Source organism: Deinococcus apachensis DSM 19763, from assembly GCF_000381345.1.
GTDB lineage: Bacteria > Deinococcota > Deinococci > Deinococcales > Deinococcaceae > Deinococcus > Deinococcus apachensis.
This window is the reverse complement of record NZ_KB906413.1, coordinates 43670-69280: the sequence shown is the minus strand read 5'-3', so window position 1 is coordinate 69280 and position 25611 is coordinate 43670. Positions and strand designations below refer to the sequence as shown.

Below are 25611 nucleotides of genomic sequence, written 5' to 3'. Positions count from 1 at the left end.
CCTCCAAGGCACGCCCCCGCCGCACAGGCTGGGGCGTGTTCGTTTGGGGGGCGACTACCCCGCCCCTCTCGCCCACACGGTCAGGTCCCCATCCTCCTCGTCCCACGCGGTGCCGACCCGCGTGAAGCCCAGTTTTTCGAGCACCCGCGCGCTGGCCGGGTTGGTCGTCGCCGTCTGCGCGGTGACCCGCCGCACGTCCGGCCGGGCGAGCAGGGCCGCGACGAGGGCGCCCACTGCCTCGGTCGCGTAGCCCCGGCCCCAGACTTCCGGGTTGAGCCCGTAGCCGATCTCCACGTCTCCCTGCTCACTCGGCTGGCCCTTGGCCCCCATCTGCCCGACGGCGGTCAGGGTGGCGCGCTCAACCAGGGTGGCACTCCAGGCCTCCTTCCCGGGGTCGAGGGCGGCGAGCTTGTGCGGGAACATCGGGAGCGGGTCGCCGGGCCAGGCGGGCGGGTAGGTGACGGTCAGCGGGCCAGCGGGGGTCGGCACCTCCGCCGTGAAGTGGTCGCAGGTCAGCCGCCGCTCGATGACCTCGCGCGTGAGGGGGACGAGCAGCAGGCGGGGGGTCTCGGCGTACATGGGGCCCAGGGTAGGGGAGGCAGGCCCCGGGTCCGTCCGCCGAATGGCTCAGCGCCCCCGTCAGCTGCCCCGGGCTATCGCCGCCCGTACCCAGCGGGGAACGCTCGACCAGGCCAGGACGAGGGCGAGGGCCGCGACTCCCCAGAGCAGGACGAGGACAGCGGGCTGGTTCAGGAAGGCACACCCCAGCAGAAAGGGCACGGCGGGTGCGGCGCCGCCCTGCATGGCCGCCGTGAGGGCTGCGTGGGAGGGGGGCTGGGCACCGCCGTGGGCCGCCCGCCGGGCGAGGCGCAGGACGACGAGCGCGAGGAGCGCGGCCATCCCGGCGAGCCCGGCGGCCCAGGGCAGGGTCAGCGGGGTGGGCCGGGTCAGCAGGTACAGGCCCCCCAACGGCAGCCCCGGCAGGGCGAGCGCCAGGAACGCGACGACCTGCGCGCGGCGGGCGGCGCGGGTGAGGTCGGCGGGCTCCCCGGAGCGCAGCTCGCGGGCGAAGGCCTCAAGCATCGGCGGGGGCGGGGGCCAGGAACTCCACGGACGCGGGCACGCCGCCGACCTCCACCACATCCCCCGCGAGCAGTTCCTTCCGCAGCCGGGCGAGGCTCAGGCCCCCCGCCTGCAGGCCCGCCTGCCCGACGGCCCGGCCCTCCCGCGTCACCGCGGCGTGGTCGGGCAGCCCCTCCCCGCGCAATCGGGCGAGGTGATAGCGAGCGTTACCCCTCGCCTCCAGCCGGGCCATGATCTCCTGCCCCACGTAGCAGCCCTTGCGGTAGCTGATGGAGGGCAGGGGGCCGCCCACGTCCAATCCGACCTCCTGCGGGAGAACGCCCACGAAGCCGTCGCGGGTGATGTCAGGGATGCCCGCCCGGACCCGCGCCCCATCGAGGGCATCCAGCGGCGCCTCTCCTCCCCCGAGCGCGGCGAGGACGGCCTCCTCGTGGCGGGCCAGGAAATGCAGGTCCACGCCGGGAGTTCCCGTACGGTCGACCCGGCCCGCGAGGACCGTTCCCCCCGCCAGCTCGAAAGTCTGCGCGCTCCCTCCCTGCGGGTTCCAGCCAGGCACAGCGGCCTCGTCCCAGACGTGGACCGTCCGCAACTCCCCCGACAGGTCCTCCACCTCGACCTGGTCGAAGATGATGTAGCGCCGCAGCCGCGCGGCGAGGGCCTCGGCCTGCCCGGCGTCAAGGTGGAGGTACACGTCCCCCTCGCGCTTGTAGGCCCGCGCGAAGAACTCGATCTGGCCGCGCACGTTCAGGAAGCCGCAGGCCACGACCCCGGGCGTGGGGGCGCCCCGCAGGTCGTTCGTCATCTGCCCCTGCACGAAGTCCACGCGGTCCGCGCCGGTTACGCGCAGGGCGCTCGAAGGAAGCCGGGTCCACATGAGGGCAGGGTACGGGAAAACGGGGAGGCGGTTCGTGGCGTGGTTCCCCAGCTCAGTCGCTCGCCAGCGCCAATTGCCGTTCCTGACGGCTCATCTGCGCCTCCCGCGTGAGGTGCCAGCGCGCCAGATCCGAAACCGCCTCGCGGATGATCGCCTCGGCGCGAGGAAGGGCCGCGCGGCGGCTTTGCAGGTTGCGGCTCACGATGGCGGTCAGGTCGTCGAGGTTGTACAGGTGCGCGCCGGGCACGGCGGCGATGTCCGGGGCCAGGATGCGCGGCACGCTGATGTCGATCAGGAACATGGGCCGCCCGGGGCGCCCGGCCAGGGCCGCCTCCACCCCCACCCCGTTCAGGACATGGTGGGGCGCCGCGCTCGACGCGATCACCACGTCGGCTTCCGGCAGGACCTCGTGCAGGTACTCGGCGGCGCAGGCGCGGCCCCCGAGTTTGTCAGCGAGCTGCCGGGCGCGCGCCTCAGTGCGGTTGACCACGATCACGTCCCGCACACCCGCGGCCCGCAGGTGGGTCAGCGTCAGCTCGGCCGTCTCGCCCGCACCGAGGATCAGGGCCGTGCGGCGCGTAAGGTCCCCCAGCGCGGCCTGGGCGAGTTCGACGGCGGCGCTCGACACGCTGACCACCTTGTCGCTCAGGCCCGTCTCGCTGCGAACACGCTTCCCCGCAGCCAGGGCGCCCTGCGCGATCTTGTTCAGCAGCGTGCCCGACAGGCCCCGGGCGTGGGCCTCCTGCCAAGCGCGCTTGACCTGGCCCTGAATCTGCGTCTCGCCGATCACCAGACTGTCCAGCCCGGCCGCCACCCGGTACAGGTGCGCGACGGCCGCGTCCCCCCGGTGGACGTAGAGGTGGCCCTCCAGCGCGTGGCCCCAGGCGCCCTCGAAGGCGCTGACGGGGTCACCCTCGATTCCGGCGAGGTACACCTCGGTGCGGTTGCAGGTGGCGAGCAGCATGACCTCCCGCGCGTGGAGGGAAAGGTGCGAGAGGATCGCCCCCTCCTCCCCCGCGCGGACGGCGGCGCGCTCGCGGACCTCAACTGGGGCGGTCTGGTGGTTGAGGCCGACCACCACGAAGTCCAGCGGCGCGGGGGGCAGAGCTCTCGGCTGCGCGAGAAAGGCGCGGGCGGTCGGGCAGGCGAGCGTCACGCGGCCCCCCCAGCGGCCAGGCCCAACGCCGCGCGGATGTCGGCCCGCAGCCCCGCGAGTTCGCGCTCGCGCTCGGCGGGGGCCAGGGTCAGCGCCCGCTCGCGCCGCCCCGCCCAGGCCTCCACGGCGGAATCGTCCGGCAGCAGCGCCGCAACGCGCTCACCTACAGCCTGCGCGAGCAGGGGCAGCTCGCGCCCCGTCGTGACGGCCACCTGCACCCCTCCGCGCCGGATCACCGCCGGAAAGCGCAGGGTGCCCCGCGCGGCGTCGCCCGCGTGATTGACCAGAACGCCCGCCGCCCGCGCATCGGCGGTCACGGCGTCGTTCACGGCAGCGCTGTCGGTGGCGGCAACGACCACGCGCACCCCCCGAACATCCTCCGGCCGGTAGGGCCGCCGCTCGGCGCGCACCGGCAGGCCCAGGAGGTCGGGGTGCAATTCGGGGGCGACGACCGTCACGCCCATGCCTGCGCCCAGCAGGGTCCGCACCCGGCGCAGAGCGACCGGGCCGCCGCCCACCACCAGGGCCCGCTCGCCTTGCAAATCGAGGAACGCCGCCAAACTCACGGGGCGCAGCATACCGCGTCCCGGCCGGGGCGGGCGTCCCCGACCGACCGGTAAGAATGCGGGCAGGACGGGATTTTCGGGATGACTGGGCGGCACTCGCGGGGGTCAGGAGGTGGCGAGGGCCTGAGGAAGGGCCCCCTTCCCCCTGGCCTGCGGGGTGCGGGCCTCAGGGGAACTGGGGTGGGCCACTCGTTCCAGGACCCCTGCCCCTTTTGATAGACGCTCCCCTCCCCCCCACGCGCTACACTGGCCCGCGTTATGAGCCGTAGGCCCCTTAAGCTCGCCGTCCGCACCGCGAAAAAAACGCGCGACGTGGCCCGCGGCGCCTTGCTGTGGGGGTACGAGCAGCGCCTTGCCCGCGAGGTGGGGGCCCACGGGCGGCTGCCCCGCCACCTGGGCCTGATCCTCGACGGCAACCGCCGCTTCGCCCGGGCCAGCGGTCTTCAGCGCGAGATGGGCCACACCTTCGGCGCCGACAAGGCGCACGAGGTGTTGCAGTGGTGCCTGGAACTCGGCATTCCCACCGTGACGATCTGGGTGCTGTCCACCGACAACGTGAGCCGCGCCCCGGAGGAACTCGCCCACATCCTGAGCCTGCTGGAGCGGGAGGCGCGCAACCTCGCCACCGATCCCCGCATCCACGCTAACCGGGTGCGGGTGCGCGCCATCGGCCAGCACCACGACTTTCCCGGGCACGTCCTCGACGCCCTGCGCGAGCTGGAGGCCCGGACCGCCGGGTACGACGGCATGCTGCTGAACATCGCCGTGGGGTACGGGGGCCGCGAGGAGATCGTGGACGCGGTCAAGCAGCACCTCGCCGGGCAGGCGGCGCAGGGCCACACACTCCCCGAGGTGATCGAGACGCTGAGGCCCGAGCACATCAGCGCGCACCTGTACACGGCCGGGGTTCCCGATCCCGACTTCATCATCCGCACCAGCGGCGAAATTCGGCTCTCAGGCTTCATGCTGTGGCAGAGCGTGTATTCCGAGTTCTACTTCTGTGACGTGTACTGGCCGGGCTTCCGGCGGGTGGATTTCCTGCGGGCGCTGCGCGAGTTCCAGGGCCGGGAGCGCCGATTCGGGAAGTAGGCTGAGGGGGGGGGGAAGCCGGGCGAGTCCAAGGGCAGAGGTCAGACTTGGCCCGGAGGGTCGAGAGACCGTTTTGCCACGTACCTGTACGTGAGGCCTCGACGGGTCCGCCCGAAACTTTTGGAGGCCCTGAGCCCGGTCGGCGTTCTGGGTAAGGCTTGTCCCGATTGACACTGTACTGGCCGCTTCCTACCCTGGCAGGTCAGATGCGAACCAAACAGGAGATCGTCGAAAACTGGCTCCCCCGATACACCGGCCTGCCGCTCTCCGAGTTTGGGGACTACATCCTCCTGACCAACTTTCTGGGCTACCTCGACATCTTCGCGGAGCTGACCGGGGGGAGCATCCACGACCCGACCAAGGCCATGCCGACGATCACGGCGGACGGCATCACCCTGATCAACTTCACGATGGGGAGCGCGAACGCGGCCACCATCATGGACCTGCTGAGTGCCGTCGAGCCCAAGGCGGTCCTGTTCCTGGGCAAGTGCGGCGGGCTCAAGCGCAAGAACAAGGTGGGGGACCTCATCCTGCCCATCGCGGCCATCCGGGGCGACGGCACCTCCAACGACTACCTGCCGCCCGAGATTCCGGCGCTCCCGGCGTTCAGCCTCCAGCGGGCGATCTCGTCGAGCATCCGGGACGCGGGGCTCGACTACTGGACGGGCACCGTCTACACGACGAACCGCCGGGTGTGGGAGCACGACGCGGCCTTCAAGGAGTACCTGACCAGGACCCGCTGCATGGCGATCGACATGGAGACCGCGACCGTGTTCACGGTTGGCTTTGCCAACCACATCCCCACCGGGGCGCTGCTCCTGGTCTCGGACCAGCCCATGGTGCCCGAGGGGGTCAAGACGACCGAGAGTGACCGCTGGGTGACCGAGACCTTTGCCACTCAGCACGTGAAGATCGGCATGCAGGCCCTGCGCGAGATTCGCAGCGTGGGCCGCAGCGTCCGGCACCTGCGCTTCGAGAGCACCTGAGGAGAACACCTTGAGCGGGGGGCTGGTGCTGCCGCATGAACTTTTTCCCGCGCACGTCCTCCGCGCCATGGCGGTCCCGTGCGGCACAATGGGGCGCATGACCGACTCGCCCGACCTTCCCCGTCCCGATCCCCGCCCCGACGCCCGGCTGGTCGGCCTGCACGCCGAACGGGGTGATCCCCACGCCCGGTTGAGCGCCGCGCTGGCCGCCCTGGAGGGGGCCGACTGGGGCCTGACGCTGGGGGGCGAGGCCGCTCTGGCCCGGCAACTCGCCGCGCTGCTGGGTCCCGGCGTGGTGCGGGTGGACGAGCGGCTGGGCGTGAACCGCGCGGCGCTGGCCGAGCAGGGCCTGGCCGCCGCCGGGCTGGACGCCGACTGGACCGGCGCCCGGGCCGCTTGGCTGGCCGAGCCCGACGAGCGGCTTCTGCGCCGCGCCGAGCGGGCCGGGGTGCCGGTCATCGTGGACGCCACCCTGGCGCCGGGGGGCGGGTGGTTCACCCGGGGCGCCGCCCTCGTGGTGTACCGCGACGGAGTCACGCTGACCGGCTTCGGCGAGGGGGGGCTGGCGCTGCTGTTCGGCACGGGGGAGAGCCCCGCGCCCGCGGCCCCCGCCCCCGCCGACGTGACGGTCGCGCTCGCCCTGCGCGACGTGGCGACGCTGCCGCTGCGGCTGGCCCGGAGCGCGCGCACGGTGGGGCTCCTCGCCGAGCGGCTGGGGGGCGGGGCGCTGCCCTTCGGCCCCACGGCGCTGCTTCTCCCGCCCGACGCGGCGCCCAACACGCCCTGGCTCCCCGGCGGGGTGCTGGCCGCCACCCGCAGCGTGGAGGGCGGCGTGGTCTTCACCCCCGGCCTGCAAGACGCCGAGACGGCCCTCGCCCTGCTGCGCGGCCAGCCGCGGCCGGTGGCGGACCCGCTGCCGCTCGTGCGCGAGCTGACGGAGGTCAGGGAGGCTGAGCCCATCGCCCGTGTTTCCGGGCGCGACAGCCGACCCGAACGCCCCCGCCAGGAACGGGAGTTCCGCCCGCCCTCGCCCCAGCCCGACCTCCCCCGCCCGGACGAGGCCTTCCCGGACGCTCCCGAGGCCCCGGCCCGCGTGACCTTCGACGCGCCGCCGGTCGAGGACGCCGCGCCCGCAGAGCCCGCCCCCCCCGCCGAGGAGGAGGTGACCTGGACCCCCGAGATCGTGTTCAGCGACTTCGAGCCCGAGAGCCTTCCCCCGCTCCCCACCCCGGTCAGCGGCGGGCCGGACGAGCCCGAGCTGGAGGTCCAGCCGCCCCTCGCCACCGCCGAGGTGCCGGAGGCGGAACCGCAGCCCGAGCCGGAGGTGGAGGACACGCCAGCGGAGGACGCCTCACCCTCCCAACCGGCGGAACCCGAACCCGCCCCCGCCGCGCCCGACCTCACCCCTGACCTGCCCAGCAACGCGGGCGAGGGTGGGGCGCTCGACCCCGCCGCCGACCTCACCGACGAGCAGGCCGCGATCTACGCCCGGCTGCGCGAGTGGCGCAACGCCGAGGCCAGGCGCCAGGAGGTCAGCCGCTTCATCATCGCCAGCAACGCGACGCTGGCCGAGATCGCGCGCCGGGTGCCCTACACCCTCGACGACCTGAAGGCCGTGCGCGGCATGGGGCCGGAACGGCTGCGGAAGTACGGGGACAAGATTCTGGAGGTCGTGCGGGGGTAGGCAAGCGGCTCCGGCCCCGACAAAGCCGAAAATTCCACCTCCTGGCGCGGCAAAGCGTGTCAGAGCCGTGACAGACGCTCCTCCCTAAGCTGACGGGGATGGAAACGACTGCGGTTCGGGAACAGGGACGGCTGGCGGCGCTGGAACGCTACGCGGTGCTGGACACGCTGCCCGAGGCGGCCTTCGACCGGCTCACGGCGCTGGCCGCGCGGCTGTTCGGGGTCCCCATTTCCCTGATCTCGCTGGTCGGGTCGCAGCACACCTTCTTCAAGGCCTGCTTCGGCCTGGATATGCGGCAGACCGACCGCTCCCTGAGCTTTTGCACCCACGCCCTGCACAGCCTGGACGTCCTGGTGGTGCCCGACCTGGCCGCCGACGCCCGCTTCGCGCGCCACCCCTTCGTGACCGGGGCGCCGGGGCTGCGCTTCTACGCGGGGGCGCCGCTCGTCACGCCGGATGGGCACACACTGGGAACCCTGTGCATCCTGGACGAGCGGCCGCGGGCGAGCTTTTCCGCTCAGGAACGGGCCGCCCTGAAGGATTTCGCCGCGCTCGTGATCGACGAGCTGGAACTGCGGCTGGGGAGGCTGGAGGCGGACCGCGCGGCCCAGCTCCGGGAGACGCAGGCCCGGAGCCTGCAAGACGCCCTGAACCTCTCGCGGCTCCTCCAGGGCATCGGCGACCTCACCGACCTCGACCTGCCGACGGGGGAGCTGCTGCCACACGTCGTCGAACTGACCGGCGCCGCCCTCGACGTGGACTGGGGGGGGCTGGTGGTGATCCGGGGGGATAGCGCCACCTCGCGCAGCGCCTGGCACAGCCCGGCGGGGGCGGACCTCGCCCGGCAGGCCACCCGGGAGATGCGGCGGGAGGAGGGCGGCCTGATGTGGCAGGCGGCCGGGTGTGACACCCCCCTGTTCGTCTCCGACTACGCCCGCGACCCCGGGAGCCACGCGGACCTCGTCGCTGCCGGGGTGCGCTCGGCAGTCAGCGTGTGCCTGGGGCAGGAGGGGGAGGCGACCTACATGATGACCCTGCTGCGGCTGCACCAGGAGCGGCCCTGGACCGCGCGGGACCGCCAGCTCGTGGACGCTGTGAGCCGGGCGGTGCGCCAGAGCCTGAGCCAGAGCGCGCAGCGGGCCGCCCTGCGCGAGAGCCAGGAGAAGCTGCGCCTCGCGCTGGAGGCCGCCCCGGTGGTCCTCTGGACGACGGACCTGTCGGGCACCTTTACCCTCGTCGAGGGCCGGGGCCTGGCCGCCCTGGGAGCGATCCCGGCGGGGCTGGTCGGCCGCTCGGTGCGGGAGGCCTTTGCCGGGGACGCGGCGGTCCTCACCAATCTGGACCGCGCCTTCGCCGGGGAGAGCTTCACGACCCACGTGGAGGTGAGGGGGCAGGTCTTCGAGGCCCACTACGGGCCGCTGCAGGACGCCGGGGGACGCCCGGCGGGACTGGTTGGCACCGGCTACGACGTGACGGCGGCGGTGCAGGCCCAGCGGGAGGCCGTGCGCGCCCGCGAGCAGGCCGAGGCCCTGCTGGAACTCTCCCACCTGCTGGACGGGCAGGCGGACGCCCGGGAACTGGCACAGACCGCCCTGGCCGCCGTCAACCGCGCCCTGGGTGAGGGGGCGCTCGTCCTGTGGCAGCGCGCGGGGGACGTGCTACGTCCGCTCGCCACCCACGGGGACCTCCCGCTGCCCACCTGGGACCTCCCCACCCGGCAGGTCGAGGCCGCGGGCGTTCTGGGTGGCCGGGCGGTCTTCCTGACCCCGACGGAGCTGCCCGCGACCCTCCCGGCCTGCGCAGAGGCTGGGCTGCGGGGGGCCGCGCTGCTCCCGGTGGCCCTGGGCCTCCCCGAGCAGGCCTGGGTGCTGGGGGTCTACCGGACCGGCCCCTGCGAGGAGTGGTCTCCTTTCGAGCGCAGCCTGCTCGCGGCGGCGGCGCGCACGCTGGCCGCCGGGGTGGAACGGCAGCGTCACCTGCACAGCCTGGAGACGGCGGCCCGCACCGACATCCTGACGGGGCTGGGCAACCGCCGGGCGTTCGAGATTGACCTCACGGCGGAACTCAGCCGGGCGCGCCGCCAGGGCGCGGCGGTCGCCGTGCTCTCGGTCGATCTCGACGGCCTCAAGCGGGTGAACGACACGCTGGGCCACGCCCGCGGCGACACCCTGCTGCGCGAGTTCGCCCGCGCCCTGCGCCAGTGCCTGCGCGAGGAGGACCGGGTCCACCGCCTGGGCGGCGACGAGTACGCCGTCGTGCTGCCGGGCGTGGGTCCGGCCGAGGCGGCGATCATCCTGGAGCGCGTGCGGGGCGCCGTGGACCGGACGCGGGCGGCGGGCTTCGAGGGGGTGGACGCGAGCGCGGGCGTGGCCTGCTTCCCGGCGGACACCCAGGACACCGCCGACCTCGTCCGCCTCAGCGACCTGCGGATGTACGCGGACAAGGCCGAAAAACGCGCTCTCCAGGCCTCCTGACGCTGCCAGAATACGGCGTACCCTGAGGGCATGGGAGACAGCTCCCGCAGGCTTTGCGCTCTCCTCGTCGCCCTGCTGCTGCCGGGCGGCTCGTGCGGGCGAGGGGGGCCACGTATTCCGCCCGGCTCGACCGGCCCGGCCTCCTACGAACTGGACACGGTGTACCCCGCCTGCCGTCCATTGAAGGTCCCCGCGCGGGTGCGGTACGAGTCCCTCTTCCGCAAGATGTACGGCGATTCGGCGCGGGAAGCGGCCGCCCACCTCGACGCGGTGAACTGGTTGGGGTAGGTCACGCGGGTGAACGGGGCCGCCGCGTCCCTGCGGGCAGTTGCCGCCGAACTGGCCCGGCAGCCCGCCCTCCTGCCCTACGCGCGGCCGAGCGCCGGGGCGCTTCTGTGGCGCAACATTGCCGGAACCTCCCGCCTGAGCCTGCACGCCTGGGGCGCCGCCATCGACCTCAACACGGCCCACGCCGACTCCTGGCTCTCGAAGGGCTACCGGGAGGGGCAGGTCGGGATTCGCTCCCGCAACCGCCTTCCCCCCGCCCTGGTTCACGTGTTCGAGCGATATGGCTGGGTCTGGGGGGGCCGCTGGTACCACCACGACACCATGCACTTCGAGTACCGCCCGGAGCTGACGGGGCGTGCGGCTGAGGCGGGCTACCCCTCCCCCTCCGGCCCGTACTTCCGGTCCTCCGGCAACTCCATCCCCTCATGCACTGCCTGCGCGATACGTGAGGCCAGGGGAAAGTCGGTCGCCGCGTACCAGCCCTCCTCCAACCCGCCCTCCCGCTGGCGGTACACACAGAGGGTCGGGCCGAAGGAGCACGCGCCCAGGCAGCCACTTTCCGTGAGGCGCAGGCTGCCGCCCTTCTTGTAGTAGGCGAGGCCCGAGCGTTCGAGGTGATTCCAGAGGGCACGGTACAACAGGCCCGAGCCCCGTGCCTGGCAGCTCGGCCCCTGGCAGACGAGGAGGTGGCCCCTGGTGGAAAAGAACTTCGGCGGCATCGGCTAATCCTCCGGGATCACGAGCAGGCGGTCCGCATCCCGCATCACACGGGCGCGCAGGCCGTAGGCGGCGTGCAGATTCGCCGGGGTGAGGACTTCTTCGGCCGTGCCCTGCGCGAGCGCCCGGCCCTCATGCAGCAGCAGCAGCCAGTCCGCCCGGGCGGCGAGGTTCAGGTCGTGCAGCACGGCGATCACGCCCAGTCCCCCCGCCGCCTCGCAGCGGGCGTGGCGGATCACCTCCAGCCCGTAGGCGAGGTCGAGGTGGTTCGTCGGCTCGTCGAGGAGCAGAAAGCGCGGCTGCCCGGCGAGCGCGCGGGCCAGGCTGACCCGCTGCCGCTCGCCGCCGGAGAGTTCCGACACACGTCGGTCCGCAAATCTCAGCGTGTCGGTGCGGGTTAAGGCGTCCGTCACGGCGTCCTCGTCGGCCTGAGTCCAGGGCCGGGTCGGGATCAGGCCCCAGCGCCACTCGCCCGCCCCACGCCCCAGGGCCACCACGTCGCGCACCCGCGCATCGGGGGGCAGGACTTCCCCCTGCGCCAGGTAGGCGAGTCGCCGCGCCCGTTCCGAGCGGGGCCACCCGCGCAGGGAACGGCCCGAGAGCCACACTTCCCCCGTCTCCGGGGTGTTCAGGCCCAGCAACGCACGCAGCAGGGTGCTTTTCCCCGCCCCGTTCGGCCCGATCACGGCGGCGAACTGCCCGGCCTGAAAGCAGGCGCTGACCCCCCGCACCGCCGGGAAACTCCCGGCCCGGACGTGGAGATCATGCGCTCCCAGCGTGTCTACACTGACGGCAGACGGCTGACCGCTGACCTCCCTACTCATGCCGCCCCCGCCGCAGCAGCCACAGGAAGAACGGCCCCCCCAGCAGCGTCGTGACCACGCCGACCTGCGAGAGGATGGTGGTCCGCGCGAGCAGGTCCGCGAGCACGAGGAGCGCCCCACCCAGCAGCGCGGAGACGGGCAGCAGGATGCGGTGACTCGCGCCCCACGCCAGCCGGACGACGTGCGGGACGATCAACCCCACGAAGCCGATGATGCCCACGTACGCGACGGCGGCAGCGGTCGCCACGCTCGCGGCGATCACCACCAGCAAGCGCAGCCGCTCGACGGGCACGCCCAGGCTGCGCGCCGTCAGGTCGCCGAGCCCCAGGGTGTCGAGCGCCCGGCCCAGCAGAACCAGCACTCCGCAGCCGACCACTGCATACGGCAGCACCGTCGCCACGTCCCGCCAGCCGCTGAAGCCCAGGTCGCCCAGGGTGTACGCGAGGACCTGCCGCGCCCGGTCCTCGCCGCGCAGGATCAGGAAGGTGGAAAAGGCGCTGAGAATGCTTCCGACGACCACGCCCGCCAGAATCAGCCGGGTGGGCGGAAAGCGCCTACCCTCCCGCGCGAGGCCGAGGGTCAGCGCGACCGCCCCGAGGGCCGCCCCCAGCGCCACCAGGGGAATGCTGGCACGCGGCCACCCCGCCACAATCCCGACCGTTGCCCCCAGCCCAGCCCCGCTCGCCACGCCGAGCAGGTAGGGGTCCGCAAGCGGGTTGCGGAACACGCCCTGAAAGGCGCCGCCGCACACGGCGAGGCAGGCGCCGACAACCACGCCCATCGCCACGCGCGGCAGGCGAATCTGCCAGACGATCACGTCGTTTCCGGCGAGGTCGGCCCCGCTCAGGCCCCTCCACAGGGCGCCCAGCACCTCGCCGGGCGGGATCGTCACGCTGCCCAGCCCCACCGCGAGGACGACCACGGCGAGCAGCACGGCCACCAACGCGGCGGTGCGGCCCAATCGGCGCGGCCCGCGGGTGGGGAGGGAGAGCGCCCCCGCCTCCTGCTCAAGGCTCACGGCTCACCGCCTTACTTAAAGAGTTCGGGGTGGACGAGCCGCGCCAGCCCTCGCAGCGCCTGCGGCAGACGCGGCCCGGGACGGCTCAGAATGGTGTCCAGTTCCTTGGGAATCTCCAGCGCCCGGCCCGTCTTCACGGCCTGGATGGAATTCCATCCAGGGCGACCTGCCGCCGCCCTCGCATCCAGACCCAGCATGAGCTGCGGGTTCGCCTTCACGATGAACTCGGGGTCCACCTTGGGGAAGTCGCCCATGCTCGCGGGGATGATGTTGCGCGCCCCAGCCTTGGTGAGCAGCACCCCCATGAAGGAGTTCGGCCCGACCGAGTACGGGGTGGGGTCGATCTCCAGGTAGGTCGTGGGCTTGCGGACGGCATTCTTCGTCAGAATCTCGACCCGCGCGATGTCGCGGCGCATGTTCAGCACCAGCCCCTTGGCCTGCGCCTCGCGGTTCACGACCCGGCCCAGCGTGAGGGTCTTGGAAAACACTTCGTCATAGGTCTCGGGATTGATGGCGAGGACCGTCACGCCCGCCTGCGTCAGCGGCTCGACGAGCTTGCCGTACTTGCTCACGATCACGAGGTCGGGCTTCAGGGCCACCATCGCCTCGATGTTGGGGTTGTACAGGCCGCCCACCTTCGGGAGCTTGGTCACCTGCTGCGGGAAGTCGCTGTAGTCGTCCACCCCGACGAGGCGGTCACACAGACCCAGGGCGCACAATGTCTCGGTCGTGCTGGGCAGCACGCTGATGATGCGCTTCGGCTCAGCCTTGAGGGTGACCTTGCGGCCCAAGTCGTCCGTCAGGGTGAGGGGGTAGCTCGTCGCACCTGCGGCGGCGCTCAGGGCGAGGGTGACGGCGGTCAGGGTCAGAAGGGTCTTCATACGTTCCTCCTTGCCCTCAGGGAAAACAAAGCCGCCCCGGTGGGGGGCGGAAGTGAACACATCCGGGCGGTAGACCCTCCTGGGGTTGTCCGGGCGGTCCCTCTTTCCGCGAGAGGTCAGGCCACCGGCCCCGCCTTTGCGGCGCGGGCCGGGACGGGGCAGGTGTTCGGACTTCCGCTTCAGAAGCAGTTACCGTTGCGCGACAGTGCCGGATTTTCGCCGGTCTTCCCCCACGCCCGTCGGCGCCACTATAGCCCTTCCCGCAGAAGGGGCACTGTGATGGGCGCTCAGGCCCCGCTGATCTTCTCGCCCAACGGCCGCGCGAGTTCGGTCAGCCGTTCGCCGAGGGTGGCGGTCAACACCTTCATGCTCCCGGTAGGCGGCAGCGGCTCGCCAAAGCGCACGATCCAGCGCCTGCCCTGGCGGCTGAGGCCCACGGGCAGCACGGGAGATTTGCCCTTGAGCGCGAGCAGGGCCACACCCCCTTGCATCTCGCCGCCGCCGCGGGTGCCCTCGGGGAAGATGCCGAGCGTGCCCCCCGATTGCAGGATGCGGAGGCTGGTCCGCACGGCGCCCAGGTCGTTGGCGCTGCGGTCCACCGGGAAGGAGCCGCCCGCGCGGATGATCGGCCCGATCACCGGCACGAACAGCTCCTTTTTCGCCATGAATTGCAGGAAGCGGCCGCGCGGCAGGCTGTACGCGATCAGAAAGGGGTCGAAGCCCGTGCGGTGGTTCCCCGCCACGATCAGCGGCGTGCCGGGCGGCGGGACATGTTCGCGGCCATACACCTCGACGCGCTGGCCGCGCAGAAAGATGGGCAGCGTGGTGGCGAACACGACCAGGCGGTAGACCCAGGGGATTACGCGGGGCACCCGGGCCCCTTCGGCTGGAGCGGCGGTGGAGTGACGAGCATCGCTCATGAGGCGAGGATACGCCCCCAGCCACCCGAAAGGCAGATCAGAATGGGTCGGCGTAGGGGTCGTCCCCGGAGGCGTCCCGCGCCCCGTTTCCCATGACCTCGTCCTCGTCGTCTTCATCCTCGGGGCCCGTTTCCGCGTCGGCCCAGTCGCCCGCCAGCACCGCGCGCACCGCCTCAATCCGCTCGCGGCAGGCGGCGTAGGCGGCCCGCGCCTCTTCCAGCAGCGGCAGCACGCGGTCGAGGTCGGCCTCCCCCGTCTCCAGCTCGGCGGCGATGCGCGAGAGCCGGGTGTAGGCCTCGCGGTAGCTCAGGGGGGTGGACTTCTCCGGCACAGGCCGAGGATAGTGCCCCTCTCGTGGGGGCCGCTACCCTGGGCCATGACCCTTCCTGCCTTTCGACACTTTGACCTCACGACCCTGAGTGCCGCCGACCGCTACAAGCTCGTGACGAACGTGGTCGTGCCCCGCCCCATCGCCTGGGTCAGCACGCTGGGCGAGGGCGGGCACGTCAACCTCGCCCCCTTCTCCTATTTCGGGCTGATGGGGTCGGACCCGGCGGTCGTGGCCTTCGGGCCCGGTGACCGGGCGGACGGCACGCCCAAGGACACTGCGCTCCACATCGGCCCCGGGGGCGAGTTCACGGTCAGCCTCGTCAGCGCGGACCTCGCGCCCCTGATGAACGCCACGGCGACCGACTTTCCCCAGGGGATGGCGGAGCCGGACACCCTGGGCGTGCCGCTCGCGCCCGGCATCACCGTTCGGGTGCCGCGCGTGGCCGCCAGCCCCGCCGCCCTGGAATGCCGCGAGGTCCAGACGGTGCTGATCGGCCGAACCCGCGTGATCCTGGGCGAGGTGCTGGGGTTGCACCTGCGCGCGGACGCCCTGCTCGACGAGGCACGGATGTACGTGGACACCGCCGCCCTCGATCTGGTGGGGCGCATGGGGGGCCGGGGCACGTATACCCGCACGCGCGACACCTTCACCCTCGACCGGGTGAGCTACGCGGCGTGGCAGCGGGCGCAGGAGGACAGCGCAGGGCGCTGAGTCAAGCTCCTTCTCACCACGCCACCTCCACGAGGGCCCGGCCTCCCCGCTTGGCCGCGTACAGGGCCTCGTCTGCCCGGTGCAGGAGGGCCTCGACGCTCTCACCCTGTGCCTGCTGCGCCACGCCGCAACTGATGGTCACCCGGCCCACGTCCGGGTACTCCACCGCGGTCACCGCCTCCTGGAGACGTTCCGCCACCCGCACGGCGTCCGCCGGGCCCGTTCCGGGCAGGATGACCAGGAACTCCTCGCCCCCCCAGCGGCCCATCTGGTCCCCCTCCCACAGGGCCTGGCGCACGGCGGCGGCAGTCGCCTGGAGCACCCGGTCGCCCGCCGCGTGCCCGTACGTGTCGTTGACGCCCTTGAAGTGGTCGAGGTCGAACAGGATGACGCTCCAGGGTTCCCCCGTTCGCCCGGCGTGCTCGTGCCGCGCCCGGAGCCACGCCTCCAGTTGCCGTCGGTTGGCCGTGCCCGTCAGGCCGTCCACATGGGCAAACCGCGCCGCGCCCTCGGCCCGCACAATGGCGGCGAGGTACTGCCCCAGCAACCGGCCCTGGAGGGTCAGGAACGCGATCAGGGTGGCGTGCGTCAGGTAAAGCTGGAGGAGGGTGTTGCCATACTGCTGCTTCGTGCTCAGGGGAATGCTGGAGGAAAACCAGTACAGGCCGCCCAGCGTGAGCAGCACCGCGAACCACCCCAGGGACACCCACAGGGCCGCGCGGCCTCGCCAGACGAGCGCGGCGATGAAGTAGTTCAGCATCAGCCAGTACGAGTAGCCCCCCAGGCTGTAGGCCGTGTGTTCGACCATCAGGGCCAGCCACAGCTTGCCGACGCCGCCAATCCCCTCCAGCAGCAGTTCGATGACGCCCACCCGCACCAGGGCCCGGGGCCTGCGCCACAGCCACACGAACAGCAGGGCGTTCTTGACCACGATGAAGCTCAGCACCAGCCGGTCCAGGGCCGTGAACAGCCAGGCTCCCGAGACGCACAGCGTGGCGATGGACGCCCCCAGCACGCACCCCAGGATGACGAGGAGGGAGCGGTGCCGGAACTGGAATTCCGGGGTCTCCTCCGCGTCACCGGGCATGGGCCGCACCATCCGCCCAGGGTAAGCGGGGGAGTCTGACAGATTTCGCAACCCCGCGCCGCCCGCCCCATCTACCCTGGGGCATGTCCTTCACCCTTCGGCCCGCCACGCCCGCCGACGCTCCGGCCATCGCCCACGTCCACGTGACGAGTTGGCGGGAGACGTACATGGGGCGGATGCCGGAGGCGTTTCTGGAGCGAATGACGGACGGCGCGATGCAGGAACGGCGGACCACGAACTGGACGCGTGACGTTACGGACCCCACCCAGGTCGTTCTCGTCGCCGAGCGGGACGGGGAGGTCGTCGCCTTCGCGTCCGCTGGCCCACCCCGCGACCACCCCGGCATCGACGCGGAACTTTACACGCTTTATGCCCTGAAAGCGGCGCAGGGGCAGGGCCTCGGGCAGGCACTTCTGGCCGCAGTGGCGCGGGTCCTGGAGGAACGCGGAGACCGGAGTCTGGCCCTGTGGGTCCTTGCCGGGAACCCCACCTGGGAGTGGTATCTGCGCCGGGGAGGACGCGAGGCGGGCGAGAAGACCGTGACCGTTCCAGCGGGCGAGTTGCGCGAGGTGCGGCTGATCTGGGACGACCTGACGCGGCTCGGGGAGAGCTGAGGAGAGCCCGGCAAACGTCAGCCTGCCCGCCTCCACCCCCATGTCTCCCGCGCGCTCCGGGGGAACTCCAGGAAAGCGCCCGCGGGTCCAGTCACTCCGCCGTCAAGAACACCAGGTCCAGGGAAGGTGGCTGATGCCCGAGCAGGCGGAGCATCTGCACGATCTGGGCGGTGTGGCGCACCTCGTGCTGCATGACGTGCCAGATCACCTCATCGGCGGCGAGCGTCTCCGGGCGGTCCTCCGAAACAGGGACCCTCCGGCCCGACGTGGCCACGCTCATCAGCGCGGGCCAGTGACGCAGCGTATCGGCCTCCACCGCCTCCCAGTAGGCCAGCAGCGCGTCCAACGACTCGTCCTCATGGTGCCAGTACTCATCGGCCGAGGCAGGCTCCCCACCGAAGTTTTCCCAGACCGGGGACCGGCCGAGCAGGTCCAGCCGAAACCACCCGTCCTCGACCACGGCGACGTGCCTCACGAGGTCCTTGATGCAGCGCGCCCCTTGCGTGGGGATCACGGCCCTCGAGAGGGCTTCATCCGGCAGGGCACGCAGAGTGGTCCAGAGGCGGCGGCGGGCCTGAGTCAGATAACGGTAAAACGCCTCGGCATCCATGCCCCGAGGTTAAGCGCCTTTGCCGTCACGTCGTGTCGTGATTCCGGCGGAGGGCGGGGCCAACGAAGGGGGCAGCCCACCCCCAGCCGCGCCGATCCGGCATTCCGCCTGGTCCGGGACCGGACCGGGTTGACCCGGGGTCTGCCGTGCGACTGCCTCTCCAGGGTCCAGCCAATCCGGTCAGTGCACCGAACGGCCCGTCGGGTAGAGAGGAGCCGTTCGGGGGTCCACCCGGTCCGCCAGCCTGTGCAGGACCGCGGCGAGCCTGGCCCGCAGGCTGGGGCGGCCGAGCAAGCGCCGCACCTCCGCGTCGTAGAGGTGCCGGGCCACCCGCTCCTCGTAAGCTTCGTTGGCGTGCCTCTGGATGAGGTGTGAGGAGGAGTTGTTCATACCGTCTCCTTTCTCCCGCAGGTGGCTTCGCGGCCCGGCCCGGCCCCACTTCCCCCCTACCGCCGCAGCTTCCTGGCCGCCTCGTCCGGGGTGATCTCGCCGCGCTCCAGGCGCTCCAGCACCTCTGCCTGCGGGTCGGCGAGTTCGGGCTCGTAGCCAATGGCGCGCAGCAGCGTGTCAAAGCGCGCACGCACGGTGGGGTAGCTGATGCCCAGCACCCGCTCGACCTCCTTGAGGTTGCCGCGCACGCGGATATACAGGCGCAGGAAGTCCAGGTTCTCGGGGGACAGGGTGGCGAATTCGTTGAGTTCGAAGACGCCGCGCACCGTGACACCGCTTGTGGGGAACCGCAGTTCGGTGACCAGCGGGGCTTCGGTCTCGTCGGGAAAGGGCAGGGGCAGGGGTCTGGGCATGGGTTCAGGGTACGTGGCGGGCGGGCGGGGGTGCGGGGTCATTTCCCTCGTTCTGCTGGCCCCGCACCGCTTCCCTCATTTCAGGCTGATCTTGACGCTGTTGCCCTCGTTGTCCTCGGCGTTGATCAGGTCGCCGGGGGGCGGGTCGGCCTCGATCAGGAGTTGCAGCGCCTCGATGCTCAGGCCCGCGCGTTCCAGTGCCTCCCGACCATGCGGAGGAATCAGCTTGCCCAGGTGCGGCGCCAGGCTGACCGGCAGGTTGGCGGTGTACTCGTCTCCCTCGTTGGACTCGACCTGCACGCGCAGGAGGCGGGAGGTTCGGCCCGGCCCGGCATAGGAGTAGGAATAACGGGAATCGCGGGAGCGGGGCATCCTGCCTTCAACAGCACGTTCCACGGTCTCCTCCATCCGGTCCACGAAGCCGTCGATGTTGTCGGTAAAGCGGTCCACCCACCCGTCCACCCCCGGCCAGCCGGAGGCGCGCGGCGCCCTGGGGGGAAAGGGCGGTGCCGGGGGCGCGTCGCGCACACCACGCAGCAGCAGCAGGTGTTCAGCGACCTGACCGGTGTCCAGGTCCTCGCGGGCGAGCAGGGACGCGATGAGTTCACGGTCACTGTCGGTCAGTGCGAGGCGGGGGCTCAGGGCGGCGAGCAGCGGCCCGGCGTCTTCCAAGCTCAGGCGACCGGCCCGCACCAGGTCGAGGAGGCGTTTGACTTTCTCTCTCATGCGGTCACGACCTTGACCTGTCCGGCGGCCACCCGGCACGAGAGGAGGGCGTCCCCCCCGCCGAGCTGCCCGAGGTACTGCGTGTTGATGAAGCCGCCGTTCTTGCGGGTCGGGAAATCCGCCTTGAAGGCGCCCACCGTCACGTTGGCGTCGAAGCGGACGCTGCTGCCCGGCAGCAGGTGCAGGGTGGCGTTCCCCGCGTTCACCTCCAGGCGGTGGTCCCCCCCGGTCAGGTGCCCGGCCCAGCGCAGATTTCCGCCGTTCACGCTGGCGTTCAGCGTCTGGGCGCCCTCCAGCGTCAGGTTGCCGCCGTTCACGTTGAGGTGGGTGGGGCCGCCCATCTCGGCAGCGTTCAGGTTGCCCCCATTCACGTCGGCCCGCAGGCTGGCAGCCCGGCCCATGCGGACATTCCCGCCGTTCACGTCAGCCAGCATCTCGCCGCCGATATCGGGCAGCGCGAGGTTGCCGCCGTTGACCTCCGCCCGGACGTGCCGGGGCGCGAAGGGCACAGTCAGGATGGCCCGCAGGGTCTCGCCGTGCAGCGGCCCACGGTGGATGCGCGACACCTCCCAACCTTCCGGCGTGGCTGTCAGGCGAAGTACGCCCTCGCGGTTGGCGCTGAGCTGGGGCTGACCCACCCCTGCATCCTGAATCACCGTCAGGTTATACCCGCTGACCTTCAGGAGCAGGTCGGGGGGCGTGTCTCCCGGATAGGCCGCCATGAGGGGAGCGAACGGCTCAGCCGCCGTGGTGGATTCCTCTACCGTCCCCTCCAGCAGTCCGGCCGCCTCCTCGGGGGTGAGTTTGCCTTCGGCCACCAGACGTTCCACCTGAGCGCGAAAGCCCTCGTCCATGCGTTCATTCATGCCTTCCTCCTCTGGAGATATAGAAACACTATTTTCGAAATATGTCAAGTCCAGCTTTATGTATTTTGAAAAGCTCGGCATCGACCGCTCCAGAACGGGGGGCTCGGGGAGAGAAACCGCTCTCCTGTGCCCAAAATGTCAATCCAGTTTTTCTATTTCACCGAACGCCGGACTCCCCCGTATCCTCGGGAGATGACTGCCCCCTCGCCTGCCCTTCCCGAACTGACGCCCGCCCAGCGCACGGAGGTGGAACTCGTCGCCCGCGGCAAACAGGAGAAGTCGCGAACTCTGCGCGAGCTGGGCCAGCTTGAGACGCCCGAGGCCGCCCACGCCCTGCTGCTGCGGCTGGGCCTGTGGACGGAGGCGAGGACGCCCTACGCCGATCGCCTCGGCGCGGCCCTGACGCCCGTGACGCTGCCCGTGCCCGAATTCCCGGAGGAGGACCGCCTGGACCTCACTCACCTCGACGCTTATGCCATCGACGACGAGGGCAATCGGGACCCGGACGACGCGGTGGGGATCGAAAAGCTGGAAGGCGGCCTGACCCGGCTATGGGTTCATGTCGCGGACGTGGCCGCCCTCGCCCCGGCGGGCAGCCCGCTTGACGAGGAGGCGCGGGCGCGGGGAGCCACCCTGTACCTCCCCGACCAGACCATCGGAATGCTGCCGGACGCGCTGGTCGAGCGCGCGGGTCTGGGCCTGGCAGACACCAGCCCCGCCCTCTCCATCTCCCTCGACCTGGACGAGGACGGGAATGCGGAGGCGGTGGACGTGGCGTTGACCCGGGTGCGGGTGACGCGGCTGACCTACACCGAGGCCCAGGCCCGGTTGGAGGCGGGGGGGGAACCCTTCGTCACCCTTGCCCGCCTCGCCCGCGCCAGCCGTGCCCTGCGCGAGTCGGAGGGGGCGCTCTCCATCGACCTGCCCGAGGTGCGGGTGAAGGCCGACGCGGAGGGGGCGAGCGTTACCCCCCTTCCCAAGCCGGAGATGCGCTTTGTGGTGCAGGAGTGCATGACACTGGCGGGCTGGGCGGCGGCGATCTATGCGGACGACCATGAGCTGCCGCTGCCCTTCGCCACCCAGGACGCGCCCACCCGGGACGTGCGGGGCGACACGCTGAACGCCCACTGGGCGCGGCGCAAGACGCTGGCCCGCACCCGCTTCCAGCCCGCCCCGGGACCGCACCACGGCATGGGCCTGGACCTGTACGCGCAGGCGACCAGCCCCATGCGGCGCTACCTCGACCTGGTCGTGCATCAGCAACTCCGGGCGCACCTGACGGGCGCGGACCCCCTCTCCGGCAAGGAAGTTGCCGCCCGCGTTGCCCAGGCGCAGATGAACGCCGACGCCACCCGGCAGGCCGAGCGCCTCAGCCGCCGCCACCACACCCTGCGCTTCGTGGCCGCGCAGCCGGAACGTGAATGGGACGCCGTGGTGGTGGACCGGCGCGGGCCGCAGGCGACGCTGCTGATCCCCGACCTCGCGATGGACTTGCCCGTCAGCACTCCAGCCCCGGCGGGCACGGCGCTGAAGGTCCGGCTGACGGAGGTCAACCTGCCTGCCCTCACCGTCCGGGCCAGGGTGGTGTGAGGTGACGGGACTTCCGTCCTCCTTGTGCCGAGTCCAAAAGGCAGAATCGGGTTCACCTTGCATTCATCTGGGCACAGACCTGTCTACACTCAGGGCCATGAACGGCGTGCCCACCGACATCGTGTCCCTCAGGATGAGTCACTGCCGAGCTGAACACGCTGCGTCGGGAGCGCAGTACCACCTAGCTGTGCTCTACTACCGTGAGTGTCTCGAAGCCGCCGAGCGCCGTGAGGACTGCCGCGCCGTCGAGTTTTTTGCCCTCAAGCTCGCCGCCTGCTACGAACAGATGGGGCTGACCGAGAAAGCCGCCCACTTCCGGGCGCTGGCCTGCTCGGATGATTTCTCGCTGCTGGGATGAGAAAGCCCGGAGCGTAGACTCAACTCGCCTTGATCAGAATCTAGGGTCATCCGAGACGGGGAAACGCGGCTGTCGGTTCGATCGGACAGCTCATCCCCGTCACCTTCGCCTCGCCCCAGGATGAGACAATGCGCGCCGTGAACGACGTCATGCCTCGCCACCTGTCCCCCACTGACCCGTCACCGCGCGAGCGGGGCTTTGCCATGCCCCCCGAGTGGGCCGAGCACGCGGCAACCTGGATGAGCTGGCCCGCCGACGACGAGTTGTGGTTCGGCCACCTGGCGGGCGTGCGGGACGAGTTCGCGGAGCTGGTGCGGACGATCGCGCGCTTCGAGCCTGTCCACCTTCTCGTGCGGGACGAGGAGAGCGAGGCGGACGCGCGAGCAAGGCTGGAGGGCGCCAATGTCACCTTCCACCGCGTTCCCCTGGACGACGTGTGGATTCGGGACAACGGGCCGATCTTCGTGCGGAACGCCAGGGGCCGGGTCTCCCTGGTGAACTGGCGCTTCAACGCCTGGGGCGGCAAGTTCCACTGGCAGAACGACGATGAGGTGCCCGAGTACGTTGCCCGGACCCTGAATCTCCCCCACTGGGATCACCCCGAGGTGCTGGAGGGCGGTGGCCTGGAGGTCAACGGCGCGGGCGTGGGCCTGACGACGCGTTCCTGCTTCCTGACGCCGACCCGCAATCCCGGACTGAGCGAGGAGGGCTACGCTGCCCTATTGAGCGAAACTCTGGGTATAGACAAGCTGCTGTGGCTGGACGGCGGCCTGGAAAACGACCACACCGACGGGCATATCGACACCATCACCCGCTTCACGGACGAGCGGACGGTCGTGACGAGCGTGGCCCAGGACGAGGAGGACGCCAACTTCCCCACGATGCGGAAGAACCTGGCCGACCTGCGGGGGATGACCGACCTGAGCGGCCAGCCCTTCCGCATCGTGGAGCTGCCGCTGCCCGCCAACCGGCTGGAGGGCGCCGAGGGTCGCCTGCCCCCCACCTACGCGAACTTCTACATCGGCAACGGCTTCGTGGTCGTGCCGCAGTACGGCGACCCCAACGACGCCCGGGCGCTGGAGGTGCTGCGCCCCCTCTTCCCCGGGCGCGAGGTGATCGGCCTGATGAGCCGGAAGATCATCGAGGGCGGCGGTTCCTTCCACTGCATGACCCAGCAGCAACCGGCAGGAACGCTGTGGACGGGGGAGTAATCCGCCTGGGTGACGGGTACGAGGCCCGACTCATCTCCTACGAAACCTACCGCGACGCCTGCGCCCGATTGGAAGGCCGCATCTTCGGCGGAACCTGGGGGTATGCCTTCGACCGGCCCGTCAAATCGTCCCCACCTCTGGGTGAAACTTTCCAGTGGGGCCTCTACCACGGGAACGACCTGATCGGCTGGCACCACGCGCACCAGCAAGGCGAACGGACGGTCTACATGGCGGACACGGGCATCCTTCCCGGCTACCAGGGGCAGGGGCTGTACTCCCGGCTCCTCCCACACGTCCTCGCCGCGTACCGGGACGCCGGATACACTCTCGTGACCAGCCACCACCGGGCCACCAACAACCAGGTGATCATCCCCAAGCTGCGCGCCGGGTTCTTCCTCCAGGGCCTGAACCTGTACGAGGGCGGGCTGAATGTGGCGCTCACCCTCAGCCTGGACGGGACGTACCGGGAGGCAATGCACGTCCGCAGCGGCTTCCAGCAGGCGACAGGCGCGGCGGCGCGGCGGCTGGGGCTGAACATCTCAGAGACAGGAGCGGATACGGTGACCCTTCCCTCCGTATCCATGCCAGAGGTCGAGGGGAAGGGTGTGGATCTGGGCGGCGACTACACCCTCCACCGCGTCCCCTACGAGATGTACCTGGACGTGTACGAGCAGCTGGAGGACGCGGCCTACGCCTCCGTGTCCTTCGACTGGGCCGTGCCCGCCCCGCTTCTCAGCCCGGAGGTGCCCCGCTACGCCTGGCTGATCGCGCACGGGGGCGAGGTGGCGGGCTGGCAGTATTCGCGCCAGTGGGACGCGCGGACGGCGTACATGGTGAACACGGCGTTCCTCCCCGCTCATCGGGGCAAGGGCCTTTACACCCGGTTGCTCCCGGTCGTGCTGGCCGCGCTGGAGGCCGAGGGCTACCGCCTCGTCCGCAGCCAGCACCACGCGACGAACAACGCGGTACTGATCCCCAAGCTGCGCGCGGGCTTCCGCATCCAGGGACTTCAGGTGGACGATCACGGCGTGATGTCCGTCCTGATCCACGCCTTCGACGACGTTTACCGCGAGTACATGGACGCCCGCAGCGGCCTGACCCACCCGAAAGGTGAGGTGGCCCGCCGCCTGGGCCTGAATTTGAGGGAGGATGAGACATGACCCAGACGCCGCACACTGTCAACCTGGCCGTGATCCAGATGCACATGACGGACCAGCTCGAGGACAACGTGAGCCGCGCCGAGGCCCACGTGCGCGACGCCGCGCGGCAGGGCGCTCAGGTCGTGCTGCTCCCCGAGCTGTTCGAGAACCTGTACTTCTGCCAGGTTGAGCGCGAGGACTACTTCGAGCTGGCGCACCCGCTGGAGGGCCACCCCTTTATCGGCCGCTTCCAGAACCTCGCCGCCGAACTCGGCGTGGTGCTGCCGCTCTCGTACTTCGAGCGGGCGGGGCAGGCGCACTACAACTCGCTGGTGTGCATCGACGCGGACGGCACGGTGCTGGGCAACTACCGCAAGACCCATATCCCCGATGGCCCCGGCTACGAGGAGAAGTACTACTTCGCCCTGGGCGACACCGGCTTCAAGGTCTGGCGCACCCGCTTCGGACGGGTGGGCGTGGGCATCTGCTGGGATCAGTGGTACCCCGAAACCGCCCGCGCGATGATGCTGCTGGGCGCCGACTTCCTGCTGTATCCCACCGCCATCGGCACCGAGCCCGCCGAGGTCGAGACCCCGAACAACTACCAGATGTGGCAGCGGGCCATGCAGGGCCACGCGGTCAGCAACTCCACCTATGTGGGGTCCTGCAACCGGATCGGCGTCGAGCGCGTCGGCGACTTCACCCAGACGTACTACGGCCACACCTTCATCGCCGACTACACCGGCGAGATCGTGGCCGAGTTCGGCGAGACGGACGAGGGGGCGCTGGCCCACACGCTGAACCTCACCGAGGCCCGGAAGTTCCGCGCAGGGATGGGCTTCTTCCGGGACCGCCGCCCCGACTTGTACGGCACGCTGCTGACGACGGACGGGGTGACGCGGCGGGGGTGAGGATCACAGTTTCATTGCTGGCCTCTGTGCAACCGGACGGAGTGCTTGGTATATCAACGTGGATCACTTCACGTTGTCACAGATATACGGAGAG

Annotated in this window: 29 protein-coding genes, 1 pseudogene and 1 riboswitch; of the genes and pseudogenes, 13 read left to right on the top strand and 17 right to left on the bottom strand. The window is 71.0% G+C overall.

What is annotated here, in order from left to right; genetic code table 11:
• Positions 1-54: 54 nt before the first annotated feature.
• From F784_RS0117750 to F784_RS0117730, 5 genes are read right to left on the bottom strand one after another with little or no spacing between them, the layout of a single operon-like run.
• Complete coding sequence (locus tag F784_RS0117750; RefSeq protein WP_019588078.1) at positions 55-579, bottom strand: GNAT family N-acetyltransferase; 525 nt, start codon at positions 577-579, stop codon at positions 55-57.
• Between the two features lie 60 nt (positions 580-639).
• Entirely contained in the window at positions 640-1083 is a 444-nt protein-coding gene (locus tag F784_RS0117745) for a hypothetical protein (protein WP_019588077.1), read from the bottom strand.
• Positions 1076-1957: a CAF17-like 4Fe-4S cluster assembly/insertion protein YgfZ gene (gene ygfZ, locus F784_RS0117740; protein ID WP_019588076.1), complete on the bottom strand. Its 882-nt coding sequence runs from the start codon at positions 1955-1957 to the stop codon at positions 1076-1078. Before ygfZ ends, F784_RS0117745 begins: the two co-directional genes overlap by 8 nt.
• 52 nt (positions 1958-2009) lie before the next feature.
• Positions 2010-3113, bottom strand: a complete 1104-nt coding sequence (gene hemA, locus F784_RS0117735; RefSeq protein ID WP_019588075.1) for a glutamyl-tRNA reductase — start codon at positions 3111-3113, stop codon at positions 2010-2012.
• The gene (locus F784_RS0117730; protein ID WP_245557938.1) at positions 3110-3679 is read right to left on the bottom strand and encodes a precorrin-2 dehydrogenase/sirohydrochlorin ferrochelatase family protein; all 570 of its coding nucleotides are present in this window, start codon (positions 3677-3679) and stop codon (positions 3110-3112) included. Before F784_RS0117730 ends, hemA begins: the two co-directional genes overlap by 4 nt.
• 258 nt (positions 3680-3937) lie before the next feature.
• Between F784_RS0117730 and F784_RS0117725 the strand changes: the two genes are divergently transcribed.
• From F784_RS0117725 to F784_RS27325, 6 genes and pseudogenes are all read left to right on the top strand, one after another.
• Positions 3938-4768: an isoprenyl transferase gene (locus F784_RS0117725; protein WP_026332566.1), complete on the top strand. Its 831-nt coding sequence runs from the start codon at positions 3938-3940 to the stop codon at positions 4766-4768.
• A 206-nt stretch (positions 4769-4974) separates the two neighbouring features.
• Positions 4975-5754: an AMP nucleosidase gene (locus tag F784_RS0117720; RefSeq protein WP_019588072.1), complete on the top strand. Its 780-nt coding sequence runs from the start codon at positions 4975-4977 to the stop codon at positions 5752-5754.
• A gap of 97 nt (positions 5755-5851) precedes the next feature.
• Positions 5852-7438 (top strand): HRDC domain-containing protein, encoded by a 1587-nt coding sequence (locus F784_RS0117715; RefSeq protein ID WP_026332565.1) that lies wholly within the window; start codon positions 5852-5854, stop codon positions 7436-7438.
• Positions 7439-7536: 98 nt separating this feature from the next.
• Complete coding sequence (locus tag F784_RS0117710) at positions 7537-9912, top strand: diguanylate cyclase domain-containing protein (RefSeq protein WP_019588071.1); 2376 nt, start codon at positions 7537-7539, stop codon at positions 9910-9912.
• 30 nt (positions 9913-9942) lie between these two features.
• Entirely contained in the window at positions 9943-10200 is a 258-nt protein-coding gene (locus F784_RS0117705) for a hypothetical protein (RefSeq protein ID WP_019588070.1), read from the top strand.
• A 9-nt stretch (positions 10201-10209) separates the two neighbouring features.
• Positions 10210-10524: pseudogene (locus F784_RS27325) on the top strand (M15 family metallopeptidase); the annotation flags it as partial.
• A gap of 47 nt (positions 10525-10571) precedes the next feature.
• Here F784_RS27325 and F784_RS0117700 read toward each other — a convergent pair.
• The 6 genes from F784_RS0117700 to xseB all read right to left on the bottom strand — a co-directional run bounded on the left by F784_RS0117700 (position 10572) and on the right by xseB (position 14891).
• A complete protein-coding gene (locus tag F784_RS0117700; RefSeq protein WP_019588069.1) occupies positions 10572-10919 on the bottom strand; it encodes a (2Fe-2S) ferredoxin domain-containing protein in 348 nt (115 codons plus the stop codon).
• 3 nt (positions 10920-10922) lie between these two features.
• Positions 10923-11741, bottom strand: coding sequence for an ABC transporter ATP-binding protein (locus F784_RS0117695; protein WP_051086999.1), 819 nt, complete (start codon positions 11739-11741; stop codon positions 10923-10925).
• Entirely contained in the window at positions 11734-12759 is a 1026-nt protein-coding gene (locus F784_RS0117690; protein WP_019588067.1) for a FecCD family ABC transporter permease, read from the bottom strand. The genes F784_RS0117695 and F784_RS0117690 overlap by 8 nt, the downstream gene beginning before the upstream one ends.
• Before the next feature lie 11 nt (positions 12760-12770).
• Entirely contained in the window at positions 12771-13640 is an 870-nt protein-coding gene (locus F784_RS0117685; protein ID WP_019588066.1) for an ABC transporter substrate-binding protein, read from the bottom strand.
• Between the two features lie 140 nt (positions 13641-13780).
• Positions 13781-13894, bottom strand: a riboswitch (cobalamin riboswitch).
• A gap of 33 nt (positions 13895-13927) precedes the next feature.
• Positions 13928-14560, bottom strand: coding sequence for a lysophospholipid acyltransferase family protein (locus F784_RS0117680; protein WP_026332564.1), 633 nt, complete (start codon positions 14558-14560; stop codon positions 13928-13930).
• Between the two features lie 37 nt (positions 14561-14597).
• Positions 14598-14891: an exodeoxyribonuclease VII small subunit gene (xseB, locus tag F784_RS0117675; protein WP_019588064.1), complete on the bottom strand. Its 294-nt coding sequence runs from the start codon at positions 14889-14891 to the stop codon at positions 14598-14600.
• 45 nt (positions 14892-14936) lie between these two features.
• Here xseB and F784_RS0117670 point away from each other — a divergent pair, with 45 nt between their 5' ends.
• Positions 14937-15602, top strand: coding sequence for a flavin reductase family protein (locus F784_RS0117670; protein ID WP_019588063.1), 666 nt, complete (start codon positions 14937-14939; stop codon positions 15600-15602).
• Between the two features lie 13 nt (positions 15603-15615).
• Here F784_RS0117670 and F784_RS24820 read toward each other — a convergent pair whose 3' ends face one another.
• Positions 15616-16701, bottom strand: coding sequence for a GGDEF domain-containing protein (locus F784_RS24820; RefSeq protein WP_083939267.1), 1086 nt, complete (start codon positions 16699-16701; stop codon positions 15616-15618).
• Positions 16702-16772: 71 nt separating this feature from the next.
• Between F784_RS24820 and F784_RS0117660 the strand changes: the two genes are divergently transcribed.
• Positions 16773-17303 carry a GNAT family N-acetyltransferase gene (locus F784_RS0117660; protein ID WP_019588061.1) on the top strand — a complete coding sequence of 177 codons (531 nt, stop codon included), beginning with the start codon at positions 16773-16775 and terminating at the stop codon, positions 17301-17303.
• Positions 17304-17394: 91 nt separating this feature from the next.
• Here F784_RS0117660 and F784_RS0117655 read toward each other — a convergent pair whose 3' ends face one another.
• The 5 genes from F784_RS0117655 to F784_RS0117635 form a co-directional block, all read right to left on the bottom strand.
• Entirely contained in the window at positions 17395-17913 is a 519-nt protein-coding gene (locus tag F784_RS0117655; RefSeq protein ID WP_019588060.1) for a DinB family protein, read from the bottom strand.
• A gap of 180 nt (positions 17914-18093) precedes the next feature.
• On the bottom strand, positions 18094-18303 hold the full coding sequence (locus tag F784_RS0117650) for a hypothetical protein (RefSeq protein ID WP_019588059.1): 210 nt from the start codon (positions 18301-18303) through the stop codon (positions 18094-18096).
• 56 nt (positions 18304-18359) lie between these two features.
• Positions 18360-18716: a DUF2089 domain-containing protein gene (locus F784_RS0117645; RefSeq protein WP_026332563.1), complete on the bottom strand. Its 357-nt coding sequence runs from the start codon at positions 18714-18716 to the stop codon at positions 18360-18362.
• Positions 18717-18791: 75 nt separating this feature from the next.
• A complete protein-coding gene (locus tag F784_RS0117640) occupies positions 18792-19442 on the bottom strand; it encodes a hypothetical protein (RefSeq protein WP_019588057.1) in 651 nt (216 codons plus the stop codon).
• Positions 19439-20308, bottom strand: a complete 870-nt coding sequence (locus F784_RS0117635; protein ID WP_019588056.1) for a DUF4097 family beta strand repeat-containing protein — start codon at positions 20306-20308, stop codon at positions 19439-19441. The genes F784_RS0117640 and F784_RS0117635 overlap by 4 nt, the downstream gene beginning before the upstream one ends.
• A gap of 192 nt (positions 20309-20500) precedes the next feature.
• Between F784_RS0117635 and F784_RS0117630 the strand changes: the two genes are divergently transcribed.
• From F784_RS0117630 to aguB, 5 genes are all read left to right on the top strand, one after another.
• Positions 20501-21898 carry an RNB domain-containing ribonuclease gene (locus tag F784_RS0117630; RefSeq protein WP_026332562.1) on the top strand — a complete coding sequence of 466 codons (1398 nt, stop codon included), beginning with the start codon at positions 20501-20503 and terminating at the stop codon, positions 21896-21898.
• Between the two features lie 97 nt (positions 21899-21995).
• Positions 21996-22256 carry a hypothetical protein gene (locus F784_RS0117625; RefSeq protein ID WP_026332561.1) on the top strand — a complete coding sequence of 87 codons (261 nt, stop codon included), beginning with the start codon at positions 21996-21998 and terminating at the stop codon, positions 22254-22256.
• A 128-nt stretch (positions 22257-22384) separates the two neighbouring features.
• Entirely contained in the window at positions 22385-23467 is a 1083-nt protein-coding gene (locus F784_RS0117620; RefSeq protein ID WP_019588053.1) for an agmatine deiminase family protein, read from the top strand.
• Positions 23452-24627: a GNAT family N-acetyltransferase gene (locus F784_RS0117615; protein ID WP_019588052.1), complete on the top strand. Its 1176-nt coding sequence runs from the start codon at positions 23452-23454 to the stop codon at positions 24625-24627. Before F784_RS0117620 ends, F784_RS0117615 begins: the two co-directional genes overlap by 16 nt.
• Positions 24624-25517 (top strand): N-carbamoylputrescine amidase, encoded by an 894-nt coding sequence (gene aguB / locus F784_RS0117610; RefSeq protein WP_019588051.1) that lies wholly within the window; start codon positions 24624-24626, stop codon positions 25515-25517. The genes F784_RS0117615 and aguB overlap by 4 nt, the downstream gene beginning before the upstream one ends.
• Positions 25518-25611 lie beyond the last annotated feature (94 nt).

Coding starts and splice junctions, on each gene's coding strand:
- F784_RS0117695 (WP_051086999.1), bottom strand. CDS start 11,741: ATGAGTAGGGAGGTCAGCGGTCAGCCGTCTGCCGTCAGTGTAGACACG.
- F784_RS0117660 (WP_019588061.1), top strand. CDS start 16,773: ATGTCCTTCACCCTTCGGCCCGCCACGCCCGCCGACGCTCCGGCCATC.
- F784_RS0117680 (WP_026332564.1), bottom strand. CDS start 14,560: ATGAGCGATGCTCGTCACTCCACCGCCGCTCCAGCCGAAGGGGCCCGG.
- F784_RS0117640 (WP_019588057.1), bottom strand. CDS start 19,442: ATGAGAGAGAAAGTCAAACGCCTCCTCGACCTGGTGCGGGCCGGTCGC.
- F784_RS0117720 (WP_019588072.1), top strand. CDS start 4,975: ATGCGAACCAAACAGGAGATCGTCGAAAACTGGCTCCCCCGATACACC.
- F784_RS0117745 (WP_019588077.1), bottom strand. CDS start 1,083: ATGCTTGAGGCCTTCGCCCGCGAGCTGCGCTCCGGGGAGCCCGCCGAC.
- F784_RS0117685 (WP_019588066.1), bottom strand. CDS start 13,640: ATGAAGACCCTTCTGACCCTGACCGCCGTCACCCTCGCCCTGAGCGCC.
- F784_RS0117645 (WP_026332563.1), bottom strand. CDS start 18,716: ATGCCCAGACCCCTGCCCCTGCCCTTTCCCGACGAGACCGAAGCCCCG.
- F784_RS0117655 (WP_019588060.1), bottom strand. CDS start 17,913: ATGGATGCCGAGGCGTTTTACCGTTATCTGACTCAGGCCCGCCGCCGC.
- ygfZ (WP_019588076.1), bottom strand. CDS start 1,957: ATGTGGACCCGGCTTCCTTCGAGCGCCCTGCGCGTAACCGGCGCGGAC.
- F784_RS0117725 (WP_026332566.1), top strand. CDS start 3,938: ATGAGCCGTAGGCCCCTTAAGCTCGCCGTCCGCACCGCGAAAAAAACG.
- F784_RS0117670 (WP_019588063.1), top strand. CDS start 14,937: ATGACCCTTCCTGCCTTTCGACACTTTGACCTCACGACCCTGAGTGCC.
- F784_RS0117750 (WP_019588078.1), bottom strand. CDS start 579: ATGTACGCCGAGACCCCCCGCCTGCTGCTCGTCCCCCTCACGCGCGAG.
- F784_RS0117630 (WP_026332562.1), top strand. CDS start 20,501: ATGACTGCCCCCTCGCCTGCCCTTCCCGAACTGACGCCCGCCCAGCGC.
- F784_RS0117710 (WP_019588071.1), top strand. CDS start 7,537: ATGGAAACGACTGCGGTTCGGGAACAGGGACGGCTGGCGGCGCTGGAA.
- F784_RS0117715 (WP_026332565.1), top strand. CDS start 5,852: ATGACCGACTCGCCCGACCTTCCCCGTCCCGATCCCCGCCCCGACGCC.
- F784_RS0117700 (WP_019588069.1), bottom strand. CDS start 10,919: ATGCCGCCGAAGTTCTTTTCCACCAGGGGCCACCTCCTCGTCTGCCAG.
- F784_RS0117705 (WP_019588070.1), top strand. CDS start 9,943: ATGGGAGACAGCTCCCGCAGGCTTTGCGCTCTCCTCGTCGCCCTGCTG.
- F784_RS0117620 (WP_019588053.1), top strand. CDS start 22,385: ATGCGCGCCGTGAACGACGTCATGCCTCGCCACCTGTCCCCCACTGAC.
- F784_RS0117650 (WP_019588059.1), bottom strand. CDS start 18,303: ATGAACAACTCCTCCTCACACCTCATCCAGAGGCACGCCAACGAAGCT.
- F784_RS0117625 (WP_026332561.1), top strand. CDS start 21,996: ATGAACGGCGTGCCCACCGACATCGTGTCCCTCAGGATGAGTCACTGC.
- aguB (WP_019588051.1), top strand. CDS start 24,624: ATGACCCAGACGCCGCACACTGTCAACCTGGCCGTGATCCAGATGCAC.
- F784_RS24820 (WP_083939267.1), bottom strand. CDS start 16,701: ATGGTGCGGCCCATGCCCGGTGACGCGGAGGAGACCCCGGAATTCCAG.
- F784_RS0117635 (WP_019588056.1), bottom strand. CDS start 20,308: ATGAATGAACGCATGGACGAGGGCTTTCGCGCTCAGGTGGAACGTCTG.